This is a genomic window from Actinoplanes sp. CA-142083 (genome assembly GCF_050942195.1).
Classification (GTDB): domain Bacteria; phylum Actinomycetota; class Actinomycetes; order Mycobacteriales; family Micromonosporaceae; genus Actinoplanes.
In genome coordinates this window covers 2819082-2830862 of sequence record NZ_CP192076.1, presented here as the reverse complement: position 1 = coordinate 2830862, position 11781 = coordinate 2819082, and the positions used below count along the sequence as shown (strand labels likewise).

At 73.7% G+C, this 11781-nt stretch carries 6 protein-coding genes; 4 read left to right on the top strand and 2 right to left on the bottom strand.

Going from position 1 to position 11781, the window contains the following annotated elements; translation table 11 throughout:
• Window positions 1-7: 7 nt before the first annotated feature.
• Window positions 8-1477, top strand: coding sequence for a tetratricopeptide repeat protein (locus tag ACQPZX_RS13205; protein ID WP_433379282.1), 1470 nt, complete (start codon window positions 8-10; stop codon window positions 1475-1477).
• On the opposite strand, the gene ACQPZX_RS13200 is transcribed toward ACQPZX_RS13205, so the two are convergent.
• On the bottom strand, window positions 1455-3698 hold the full coding sequence (locus tag ACQPZX_RS13200; RefSeq protein ID WP_433379279.1) for an ATP-dependent Clp protease ATP-binding subunit: 2244 nt from the start codon (window positions 3696-3698) through the stop codon (window positions 1455-1457). The genes ACQPZX_RS13205 and ACQPZX_RS13200 overlap by 23 nt on opposite strands.
• 198 nt (window positions 3699-3896) lie before the next feature.
• Here ACQPZX_RS13200 and ACQPZX_RS13195 point away from each other — a divergent pair, with 198 nt between their 5' ends.
• The 3 genes from ACQPZX_RS13195 to ACQPZX_RS13185 all read left to right on the top strand — a co-directional run bounded on the left by ACQPZX_RS13195 (window position 3897) and on the right by ACQPZX_RS13185 (window position 8314).
• Complete coding sequence (locus tag ACQPZX_RS13195) at window positions 3897-4676, top strand: hypothetical protein (RefSeq protein WP_433379276.1); 780 nt, start codon at window positions 3897-3899, stop codon at window positions 4674-4676.
• 90 nt (window positions 4677-4766) lie between these two features.
• On the top strand, window positions 4767-5150 hold the full coding sequence (locus tag ACQPZX_RS13190) for a hypothetical protein (RefSeq protein ID WP_433379273.1): 384 nt from the start codon (window positions 4767-4769) through the stop codon (window positions 5148-5150).
• Entirely contained in the window at window positions 5147-8314 is a 3168-nt protein-coding gene (locus tag ACQPZX_RS13185) for a choice-of-anchor D domain-containing protein (protein ID WP_433379270.1), read from the top strand. Before ACQPZX_RS13190 ends, ACQPZX_RS13185 begins: the two co-directional genes overlap by 4 nt.
• A gap of 12 nt (window positions 8315-8326) precedes the next feature.
• Here ACQPZX_RS13185 and ACQPZX_RS13180 read toward each other — a convergent pair whose 3' ends face one another.
• On the bottom strand, window positions 8327-11713 hold the full coding sequence (locus tag ACQPZX_RS13180; RefSeq protein WP_433379267.1) for a TIR domain-containing protein: 3387 nt from the start codon (window positions 11711-11713) through the stop codon (window positions 8327-8329).
• Between the last annotated feature and the right edge of the window lie 68 nt (window positions 11714-11781).

Below are 11781 nucleotides of genomic sequence, written 5' to 3'. Positions count from 1 at the left end.
CGCGGCCATGAACGCTTCCTCAGCTTCCATGAGCCTGCTCGACGAGGCATTGACGCTGCTCCGGGCCGGTCGCGTGGCCGACGCCGAGGAACTGATGAAGCGCGCGGTGCGCCGGGCCGCCGAGGAGCACGGCGAGGGCAGCGCCGCCTGGGCGACCGCGCAGTCCGACATGGGCAACGTGCTGCTGCGCGCCCAGCAGCCGGCCTGGGCGGCCGAGTGCTTCCGGGCGGCGGTCTCGGCGCCGCCGGGCGAGGATCCGCAGCGCCACCTCGGGTACCGGCTCAACCTGGGCATCGCATTGGCGCTCAGCGGGCGGCTCGACGAGGCGGCGGAGGCGCTGCGCGAGTCACGCGAGGGGCGGCTGGCCCACTTCGGGCGCGAGCACCTCGGCTACGCGGCCGGCCTCGAACCCCTCGCCGACGTGCTGCTGCGTCTCGGCGACTTCGCGGGCGCGCTCGAGGCGATCGACGAGGCGGTGCCGATCTTCCAGGGCGCCGGGCACCCGCGGGTCGCGAGCGCGGTCGCGCTGCGCGGAGTGATCCTGCAGGCGGACGGCCGGACCGGGCCGCTGTTCCCGGCGCTGAAGAACCTGCCCGACGAGCAGGTGGAACGGGTCGCCGCGATCGCCGTGGCCCGGGTCCAGCGCGACATCGACCCGGCGGCCGCGTACATGCTGGTCGCCCACCTGGCGAACGCGCTGCGCGAACGTCTCGGCCCGGACCACGCGGCCACGGTGAGCACGTTCGGCGCCCTGTCCCAGCAGGCCGGCGAGCGCGGCGATCACAACGGCCGGGTCGCGGCGCTGCGGCGGGTGCTCGCCGCCTACGACCGGCAGGACCTGGCCGAGGAGGCGGTCTCGGCGGCGACCGATCTCGCCCGGGCGCTGAGCGCCGCCGGAGAGACCGACAAGAGCCTTGACACGTACGAGGACGCGGCCGCCCGCGCCGAGCGGATCGGCCGCGCCGAGGGGATCAGCCAGGCGTTGTTCGACTGGGGACTGGCGCTGCAGGACGCGGGCCGGGCCGAGCCGGCCGCGGAGCGGTTCGGCGCGGCCCTCGCGGCCGCCCGCCGCGGCGACGACCGGGTGCTGCTCGGGCACGTCGGCGCCGCCTACGGGATCTGCCTGCAGCACCTGGGCCGCCTGGCCGAAGCGCGCGCGGCGCTCGAGGAGTGCCTCACCGTCATGGATCCGCGCGACGAAGCCGCGAGCGCGGCCCGCGGTCACCTGGTCGCCCTTCTCGACGGCGAGGACTGCGACTGCGCCCGGGCGCGGGCCGCGCTCGAGGAGGCGTACCGCGACTTCGTGGTGTCGCGCACGCCGGACGGGCTGCTCGCCCGCTTCGACGTGCGCGTCGTCGCCAACAACTTCATGGTCGACGTCGAGTTCCAGCGGCAGCCGGCGGAGGACGAGGTGGACCGGCTGAACCAGGTCCTGCAGGCCGGCCACGCCGAGTTCATCCGACAGGTCGCAGGCTGACCAGCTCCCGGAAGACCAGCGACGAGCCCTCGCAGTCGACCACCACCACCTGACCGGGCCGCAGCTGGTCGTGCAGGATGCGCTCGGCCAGGACGTCTTCCACCTCGCGCTGGATGGCCCGGCGCAGCGGCCGGGCGCCGAGCGACGGGTCGAAGCCCTTGGCCGCGAGGTGACGGCGGGCCGCCTCGGTGACCTCGACGCCCATCTCCCGGTCGCGCAGCCGCAGGTCGATCCGGGCCAGCATGACGTCGACGATCGCCAGCACGTCGGCCTCGGTCAGCCGCGGGAACACGACGGTGTCGTCGACCCGGTTCAGGAACTCGGGGCGCAGGTGCTGCTTCAGCGCGTCGTGAACCTTTTCGGACATCCGGTCGTCCGACCCGTCGGGCTGGAAGCCCAGCGACACCGGGTTGGAGGCCGCTCGGGTGCCGAGGTTGGTGGTCATGATGATCACCGTGTTCTTGAAGTCCACCACCCGGCCCTGGCCGTCGGTCAGCCGGCCGTCCTCCAGCACCTGCAGCAGCGTGTGGAAGACGTCGGGATGGGCCTTCTCGATCTCGTCGAACAACACCACCGAGAACGGCTTGCGCCGGACCTGGGTGGTGAGCTGGCCGCCCTCGTCGTGACCCACGTACCCGGGCGGCGCGCCGACCAGCCGCGACACCGTGTGCCGGTCGTGGAACTCGGACATGTCCAGCTGGATCAGCGCGTCCTCGGAGCCGAAGAGGAACTCGGCCAGGGCCTTGGAGAGCTCGGTCTTACCGACGCCGGACGGCCCGGCGAAGATGAACGAGCCGGCCGGCCGCTTCGGATCCTTCAACCCGGCACGCGTACGCCGGATCGCCCGCGCGACGGCACGCACGGCCTCCTCCTGCCCGATGATCCGTTTGTGCAGCTCGTCCTCCATGTGCAGCAGCCGCTTGGTCTCGGACGAGGTCAGCCGCTGCACCGGGATCCCGGTCCAGGTGGCCAGGACCTCGGCGATCTGCTCGCCACCGACCTTCCCGTCGCCGCTGGGCCGCAAGTGCGCCCACGCGCCGGCCTCGTCGAGCAGGTCGATCGCCTTGTCCGGCAGGAAACGGTCGGCGACATACCGGTCGGCCAGGGACACCGCGGTGGTGAGGGCGCCGTCGGTGTACGAGATGTGGTGGTGCTTCTCGTACCGCTCGCGCAGGCCCTTGAGGATCTCGACGGCCTCGGCCGAGGTCGGCTCGTCGATCGTGACCGGCTGGAAGCGGCGGGCGAGCGCGGCGTCCTTCTCGAAGTACTTGCGGTATTCCGCGGTCGTGGTGGCGCCGATGGTCTGCAGCTCGCCGCGGGCGAGCATCGGTTTCAGGATCGAGGCGGCGTCGATCGCGCCCTCGGCCGCGCCCGCGCCCACCAGCGTGTGGATCTCGTCGATGAACAGGACGACGTCGCCGCGGGTGCGGCACTCCTTGACCACCTTCTTGAGGCGCTCCTCGAAGTCGCCGCGGTAGCGCGAACCGGCCACCAGAGAGCCCAGATCGAGGGTGTAGACCTGCTTGGCGCGCAATGTCTCGGGCACATCGCCGGCCACGATGCGCCGGCACAGGCCCTCCACGACCGCGGTCTTGCCGACGCCGGGCTCGCCGACCAGGACCGGGTTGTTCTTGGTGCGGCAGGAAAGCACGACCATGATGCGGTCGATCTCACGGTCCCGGCCGACCACCGGGTCGAGGCCGCCGTCGCGGGCACGCTGGGTGAGATTCTCGCCGTACTGGTCGAGCAGGGCCGAGGTCGCCGGCGGCGGGGCGGCCAGGGCCGGGTGCCCCGACAAGAGCAAGAGCACTTTTTCCCGTACGCGTCGCGGATCCGCACCCAGGGCGACCAGGACCCCAACCGCGACATCCGCGCGCTCCCGGACCAGACCGAGCAGGATGTGCTCGGGGCCGATGTGGTTGTGGCCCAGCTTGAGCGCCTCACGCAGGGCCAGTTCGAGCACGTTCTTGGCGGCCGGGGTGAACGGCACGTGCACGCCCGGCACCTCGCCGCTGCGGCCGACGGCCTCCTCGACCTCGAGGCGGGCGGCGTCGAGCGTGACGCCCAGCTCGGTCAGGGCCTGCGCGGCCACGCCGTCGCCCTCGCTGATCAGGCCCAGCAGCAGATGCTCGGTGCCGATGAAGTGGTGATCGAGGCGACGAGCCTCTTCCTGCGCCAGCACGACAACCCGGCGGGACTGGTCGGTGAATCGTTCGAACACGAGACTCACGTCCTCGTGGCGAGGCCCCACGCACCCCACCCGGTCGGCGCACGGGGGCGCGCGTAAGGGTGGTGTGCGCTGAGTCAGAGCCTCTTGGCGTCGACGCGGGCCCGCGTGGGGGGCTCGCACGCTCGTGCAGGCGCGGCTGCCCCCTCAACGTACAACGGAGAACCTACGATCGACCAAAGGGGGAACGCCATGACCGGAGCAGAACGCCGCCGCCAGGCCAACGACCGCGCTCGCCGGCGCGCCATCCGGGCCCTCGCCGCCCAGATGGGAGTGCCCTACTCGGTAGCGGCGCGGCTGATCGCCGACCCGCACCGCGCGCTCGTGTTCGCCCACCGCGAACAACGTCCGTTCCACGCCCGGGTGCGCGACACCCGCGACGCCGCCGCTCCCCCGCTGGGCCGCGCCGCCCACCTGGTGGCCCGCTTCCCCCGCCTGCACACCGCGGCGGGCCGGCTCTACGACGGCCGCGACCGGCAGACCGTCCTGGCGATGCTCTATGCCGTGGTGGCGCACGAGTCGCCGGCCCTGATGCCGGCGGCCGAGGAGCTGGCGTGGGTGGCCGAGCTGGGCGAGGAGACGGCGGTCGACATCACGTGCGCGGGCCTCGACCGGGCCGCCCGGCTGCTGCTCGACGACGACCAGTGGCGGCTGTGGAGAAGGGTCGAGGCGGCCCTCGCCGCCGGCGACGCGCGCGGCGAGGTGGTGATCACTCTCGGTCAGGAGCTCCGGACGGTGAGCCTGCGGGGCTCGCTGCCGGGCGCCCGGCACACCCTCGACGCGGTGCTGCTCGCGGCGCACCGGCTCAGCGCCCCGGGCGCCCCCATCCGGCTGAGCGGGCGGACCGCCACGGTGGTGGGCGCGCGCTGGCCGCGGAGCGGGCCGCCGACGGCGTACGAGGTGCGGCTCGACGGCGACCCCCGGATCCGCCTCGTCGATCTCGGCCAGGAGCAGCAGCCGGCCGGCGTCTGACCGGCCACGGTTGTCGGACCTCCGACAACAGCCACCGGGCGGAGTGATGGCCGATTGACGGCCTCACCACCGCGGAGGAGCGTGCGAAGCATGCCTCCTCGCAAGCGCTCCGGCGCCTCCCGGAAGAAGGACGGCGACAACGGCTCCGGCGACACCCCGCAGCTCGGCCGCAACCCGGACGCGGACCCGGTGCGGATCCACCGTGACTATGTGGAGCGCCGGATCGGCGGCGGCGCGGCGCCCACCTCCGACGCGTACGGCCGGGCGCTGGAAGAGTTCCACAAGCTCCCGGGCGCGGTGCGCCAGCCGGCCGCGGAGGCCACCGGCGACACGGTCCGGGAGCGCTCGGCCCCCTCAGCGGCCCCCGAAACCTCAGCGGCCCCCGAACGCTCGGCGGCCCCGGCGGCCGAGGATGTCGCGCACGAGGACGAGTCGGGCGACGACACGGGCGGGGCGTGGGAGCCGGGACGATGACGCTCGTCGGGACGGTGTGGGAGCGTCGCGGGCCCAGCCCGATGGTGTCCGGCAGCGGGCGCGAGGACAACGGCCTGACCACCGTGATCGCCGTGCACCCGAACGACCCGGACATCCTCTACCAGGGCACCGCGGCCGGCGGGGTGTGGCGCAGCCGGGACGGCGGCGCGCACTGGACGCCGTTGTTCGACCGCCAGCTGGCGCTGGGCGTCGGCGAGCCGGGCGGCATCGCGTTCGATCCCAACGACACCAGCACGATCTTTGTCGGCACCAGCAGCCGCGTCGCCCAGCAGATCGCGGCCGGGCTCTACAAGTCGACCGACGGCGGGGCCACGGTGGTGCGGCTGGGCAGCGGCTATCCGGCCGACAACGTCGGGAACGCCAGCCAGTTCTTCCGACAGTCGATCAACGTCGTGATCGTCGACCCCGCCGACTCCCGTACGGTCTATCTCGCCTCCTCCCGGGGCGTGTTCGTCTCCACCGACGGCGGCCTGAACTGGACGCCTGGCGCCGGCAGCGCGGGCGACGCCCGCACCCTCGTGCTCGACCGCAGCTCGGCCGCCGGCGCGCGGATCCTCTACGCGGGCATCACCGGCCGCGGCGTCTTCCAGTCGACCGACGGCGGCCGCAACTGGACGGCCATCCTCACCGCCGCCACCCCGGCCGTCGCCACCGCCCTCGGCCCGCCACCCGCGTCGTTCGGCAAGGCCGTCGTCGACATCGCCCCGCCGGCCTCGCCGCCGGCCGCGGGCGGCGTCCAGGTGCTGTACGCCTCTCTGGCCGGCAACGGCGGCGCGCCGGACCCGGTCGGGCTCTTCCTGAGCACCGACCAGGGCGCCACCTGGACGGCGCGGGCGGCGACCGGCATGCCCACGCGCACCCAGGGCGGCTACAGCTTCCACTTCGCCGTCGACCCCGCCTCGCCCGGGGACGGCGCCAACGACATCATCGTGTTCGGCTGCGTCGGCCAGGCCCGATCCACCGACTCGGGCGCCACCTTCACCGGCATGGGCGGCCTGCACGCCGACACCCACGCGTGGACGTTCGTCCCGCAGGCCGCGCCCGCGCCGTCGGTCGTCTACTGCGGCACCGACGGGGGCCCGTCGCGGTCCACCGACGCCGGCGCCACCTGGCAGCCCCTCACTTCGGGTGGCCTTCAGACCGCGCTGATCTACAACCTCGACGTGCGGCCCGACGCCACCGCCAGCGTCTCGGTCGCCGCGCTGCAGGACAACCAGGTCGAGACCACCGCCGGGAACGCGGGCCTGCGCTGGGCCGGCACCAACGGCGGCGACGGCTGGGACGTCGTGTACGACGGCGGCACGGCCGGCCGCATGTACTGCACCAGCGGCTTCTGGTCGCCGGCGCCCTGCACCCGGGTGTGGCGGTCGGACGACGACGGGACGAACTGGGCCGAGGTCACGCCGTGGGGCACCACTTCGGACGCCGGCTGCTACCTGTCGCCGATCGCGACCGACCCGGGCGCCGCCGACACCGTCTACGTCAGCGGCAACCAGAACCTCTGGCAGAGCCAGGACGCCGGCGGCACCTGGCGGATCGTCGGCAGCTTCGCCGGCGTCGCCGAGCCGGCCGTGGCGCCCACCGACTCCGGCAGCGTGGTGGTCGCGGTCGGCCGCCGGGTCTTCGTGTCCACCGACGCGCTCGCCGCCGGCCCCACCTTCACCGACATCACCCGCAACCTGCCCTCCCGCGCCGTGCTGCGGGCCGAGTTCGACCCGGCCGACCCGACCGTGATCTTCTGCGTGCTGGGCGGCTTCAACGGCCCCGGCCCCGGGCAGCAGGGCCACGTCTTCCGGACGACCGTGGCCGGCGCCGCCTGGACGGACATCTCGCCGCCGCTCGACGTGCCGCACGGCGCGCTGGCGCTGGACGGGACCGACACGCCCACCACCATCTACGTCGGCACCGACCTGGGCGTGCTGCGATCGGTCGACCGCGGGATCAGCTGGACGGTGCTCGACGACATCCACTTCCCCCGGGCGCCCGTCACCGACCTGGTGATCGGCCGGGGCGGCAACGTGCTGCGGGCGGCCACCTACGGGCGCGGCGTGTTCGAGCTGGTCCGGCCCGATCATCCGGCGATCACCGTGAACCTGGAGCGCGACCTGAGCTTCGGGTCGGCCTGCGGGGGCCCGCAGTATCTGACGATCCAGGTCTTCAACGTCGGCACGAGCGAGCTGGTCGTGCACGACGTCCAGCGGGTGCTGGGCTCGACCGGGTTCTCGGTGCTGCCGTTCCCCGGCACGCCGGTGCCGATCCGGGCCGGCGAGGAGCTCGACTTCACCGTCGCGTTCACCCCCACCACGCCGGGCATCGCCGAGGCCGCGACCATCCGGATCCGCAGCAACGACCCCGGCGCGCCGGTGGTCGACCTGCTCGCCTCGGGCATCGGCGGGGTCGCCGACGCCCAGGTGATCATCCCGGACCACGGTGACTACGGCCGGGTCTGCGCCGGCGAGTTCGCCGACCGCGACCTCGCGGTCAACAACGCCGGCTCCTGCCCGCTGGTGATCAGCGCGGTCACCTCCTCGACGCCCGACTTCGTGCCCCCGGACGTCGACTCCTGGCCGCTCGTCGTCGCGCCCGGCTCGACCGTGCCGGTGCCGATCCGGTTCGCGCCCCAGGCGCCCGGCCCGGTGACCGCCACGGTGACCGTGTTCAGCAACGACCCCACCGGCCCGCAGGTGCTGACCCTGCGGGGGCAGGCGCCGACCGGGCGCTTGACCGTCACCGGCAGCGCCGACTTCGGCCCGGTCGAGCTGGGCCGGCACGCCCGCCAGGCCCTGACGGTGTGCAACACCGGCGAGTGCGACCTGCACGTGACCCGGGTGGCGTTCAAGCCCCCGTGCCCGTGTCAGGGCGTACACCACCATAAATGCGGTGACGACCGCTGCCTCACGTTCCGCATCGTCAGCAGCCCGTTCCCGGCCACCGTCCACGCCGGATCCCGCCTGGACGTGCTGATCGAGTACGTGCCGACCTGCGGCGGCTCGGCCTGCTGCGAGCTGGTCATCGAGTCCGACGACCCGGATTCACCGGTTCGCACGGTAATGGTCACCGGGCAGCTGCGGCGCACCCTCGGGTCGGCCCTGAAGTGCTGGGCCGCCGGCGAGCTCCGCGACATCCTGGAGGCCGGCGGCTGAGGCGCCCCCGGGTCAGCGGGCGCACGTACGCCGGTATTTGACCTCCGGAATGTAGCGGGCCCACTCGTCGGCGTTGAGGCCGCGCCCGGTGACCGCGCAGGCGTATATGGCGGGGTCGGCGCGGAGCGTGTTCAGGCTGTTGTAACTCCACAGCGTGACGCTCGAGACGTTTCCGCCGGGTTCGGCGGGGACCGCCAGCGTGCGCCCGTCCGCTCGGAAGACCAGCCCGGTCGGTTCCTGGCCGGAGGGAGTCCGCAGCCGGCCGAGCAGGACCGGCACGGCCGGGATGGAGGTGTCCCAGAGCATCACCGCCAGGTCCCCGCCCCCGGTGGCCAGGGTGCGGCCGTCCGGGCTGAACGCCAGCGTGGTGACCCACCTCGCGTGGCCGGTCAGCGTCGCGAGCCGGAGCGGGACGGTGCGCTTGGTGATGTCCCACAGCACGGTGGTGTCGTCCAGGCCGCCGCTTGCCAGGGTGTGTCCGTCGGGGCTGAAGGCCATCGCGTAGATGTCGCCGCTGTGGCCGAGCATCGTGGCGAGCCGGCCCGGGGCGGCCCGGTTGGCCACGTTCCACAGCGTGATCGCGGGAGTGCTGTAGCCCGAGGTGGCCACGACCTGTCCGTCCGGGCCGAACTTCAGCATCCCGCCGAAGTCACCGCCCACGCTGGACCGGAGGACGGGACGGGCGATGTCGGTCACATCCCACAGCATCAGCGTGGTGCTGCCCGAGATGACGGCCATGGTGCGCCCGTCGGGGCTGAAGGCCGGCGCGCTCGTCTGCTTCACCGGGGCGCCGGCGACGGCGAGCGTCGTCGTCCGGTCCGGCCGGGTCGCGTCCGCCAGCGTCAGCGTCCGGTCGTCGGTGGCGACGACCGCCACCTTGCGATTGTCCGGGCTGTACCGCACCGCCCGGACCACCCCGCTGCCAAGGGCCACGTCGGCGCGGCGGACGGGATGGCCGGGGTCGGCGATGTCCCAGGTGCGCGCTTTGCCGTCGCCGCCGGCGACGACCAGGGAGTGCCCGTCCGAGCCGAAGACGGTGGCCCGGTGACTGGCCGGGGCGGTGACCATGGCGAGTGGCTGCGGAGCGCCGGGGCCCGTCACGTTCCACAGGGTCGCGGTCGCGGAGGCGTCCGCGGTGGTCAGCACTCCGGTCCGCGTGTCAAAGGAGAGCGTCCGGATCGCCCCGCCGGCCCGGACGGTGGCGAAGTCGCCGGCGGTCATCTCGCTCGTCAGGTTCCAGACCGTCGTCATGCCGTTCCGGTCGCCGGCGGCGACCAGGCTCCCGTCCGGGCTGAACGCCACCGCGGTGATCTGGCCGGAGAGGCCGGTCAGCTTGTCGAACGGCCCGACGTCGGGGTCGTCCGGCAGCGGCGGGGGTGGCTCGATGCCGCCGGGCTCGTCCGGCGTGGCCGGCGTGGTGGGCGTCGCCGGGGTGGCCGGCGCGGGCGCGCCCGGATCGTCCGGACGGATCACCAGGGGTGGCCCGTCACCCCGCATGTCGTAGAGATACACCGTTCCGTCGGCTTCGCCCACGGCCAGCGTCGAGCTGTCCGGGCTGAACGCCATCGGCGTGAACCCGAAGGTGAGGAACACCGGTCCATCCATCGGAATCGACGGCTCGGACAGGTCGAAGACCGGGATGAACCGGCCCTTGTCCACGACGAGACGACGCCCGTCCGGGCTGAACGCCAGGCGCTCGACCCCGTAGCTGTCGTCGTCGGTCAGCGTGGTGAGCTCCTCGGGATGCATCCGGTCGCTCGTGTCCCACACGGTCGAGGCGCCGCGCACGTCACCCACGACGAGGACGGCCGCGTCGCCGCGGAACGCGACGGCGGAAACCGCGCGCGCGGTCGGCACCGTGCCGAGCCTGGCCGGGCGGGACCGGTCGGTGAGGTCCCACATGGCCACCTCTTGCCTGGTCCCGACGGCCAGCGTCCGCCCGTCCATGCTGAGCTCGATGACGTCGTCGGCCGCGAACGTGCCCGGGAGCGCGCCGATCCGGACCGGCTTGCGCGGATCCTTCACGTTCCACATCCCGACCCGGCCATCGCTGCCGAGCGCCACCAGGACGCCGTCCGGGGCGTACCGGGCCGCTGTCACGCCGCCGATCGTGCCGGCGTAATGGGTCGCCGTGATGACGCCGGTGAGCTGGCGGCGGGTCGCCACGTCGGGGTTGATCTGCTGGGCGGCCGCACCCAGCATCAGGGCGGTCAGCGGGTCGGCGCCGACCATCGAGGAGACCTGGTTCATCAGGCGCCGGCTGACCGCGATGCGCTGCTGCTGGTCGGCCTTGGCCTGCTGGGCCGCGGCCTCGGCGGCCGCCTCGTCGGCCAGCCGGCGCTGCTCGGCCGCGATCCGGGCCAGCCGCTGCGCTTCGGCCTGCGCCTGCTTCGCCCGCTCGGCCGCCTGCTTCGCCCGCTCGGAGGCCTCCGCGGCCAGCCGCTGCTGCTCGCGCGTCCGCGACGCCGCCTGATCGGCGAGCCGCCGCTGGCGCTGCGCCTCGGCCGCCGCCTGGCCGGCCGCCCGCTGCTGCTCCTGCGCCACCTGCTGCTGCTCCCGCGCCAGCCGCTCGGACTTGTCGGCCACGGCCGCCGCCTGCGCCGCCCGGGTCCGCTGCTGCTCGGCCAGATCCTGCTGCTGCCGCGCCAGCTCCTGCTGCCGGCGCGCCTCCTCCGCGGACCGCTGGGCGCTGTCGCGCTGGGTGTCGGCCACCTGCTGCTGGCGCAACGCCTCGGCCGCCGCCGCCTTCGCCCGCTCGGCGTTGCGCACCGCCGACAGGCCGGTGAGCGAGGTCACCAGTGCCAGGATCAGCAGGGTCACCAGCGCCCCCGAGCGCAGCCGCTTGGCCCGCCGGTGCTGCCGGACGTCCTCGCCCTCCAGCTCGTCCTTGCTCACCCCGTGCATCGGGGCCGCCAGCTGCGCGATCGCGTCGCGGAACCGGGAGTGGTGCAGGCTCAGGTGCTCGCTGCCCCGCGCCCACCGCAGGTCCAGGAAGAACGGCTCCTCGGCGAACACCCCCCGCAGCGCAGGCGGCACCGCGGTCGAGTCCTCGCGGAAGTCGCCGCGGTCCTCGTCCCACGCCCACTCCCCGTCGGTCACCACGGGCAGGATCCGATTCGCCGATTTCGTGGCGATCCAGTGCTCGATCTCCCGGTTCACCCACGGCGACCGCGCGGCCTCGGGCGAGGCCAGCAGCACGAAGTACTCCGAGCCGTCCAGGGCGGTCTGGATGGACGACCAGAGGCCCGGGGTCACCGCCAGGCCGGTCTGGTCCCGGAAGATCCACAACGCGCGCCGGCGGTGCCAGGGCTTGGCAAGACGGTGCAGACCACGCTGCACCGCGGGCGCGAGGCGCCCGTCGGCCGCGTGGCTGTACGAGATGAACCCATCGAAGGTCATGGCAAGTCCCCTGGCAGTCGGCACGTGCTGCGACGACAGATTGTGCATGCCAGCGCCCCACGAGAAAA

Excerpts from the sequence above, each read along its gene's own strand:
- ACQPZX_RS13185 (WP_433379270.1), top strand. The coding sequence starts at position 5,147 with ATGACGCTCGTCGGGACGGTGTGGGAGCGTCGCGGGCCCAGCCCGATG.
- ACQPZX_RS13190 (WP_433379273.1), top strand. The coding sequence starts at position 4,767 with ATGCCTCCTCGCAAGCGCTCCGGCGCCTCCCGGAAGAAGGACGGCGAC.
- ACQPZX_RS13180 (WP_433379267.1), bottom strand. The coding sequence starts at position 11,713 with ATGACCTTCGATGGGTTCATCTCGTACAGCCACGCGGCCGACGGGCGC.
- ACQPZX_RS13205 (WP_433379282.1), top strand. The coding sequence starts at position 8 with ATGAACGCTTCCTCAGCTTCCATGAGCCTGCTCGACGAGGCATTGACG.
- ACQPZX_RS13195 (WP_433379276.1), top strand. The coding sequence starts at position 3,897 with ATGACCGGAGCAGAACGCCGCCGCCAGGCCAACGACCGCGCTCGCCGG.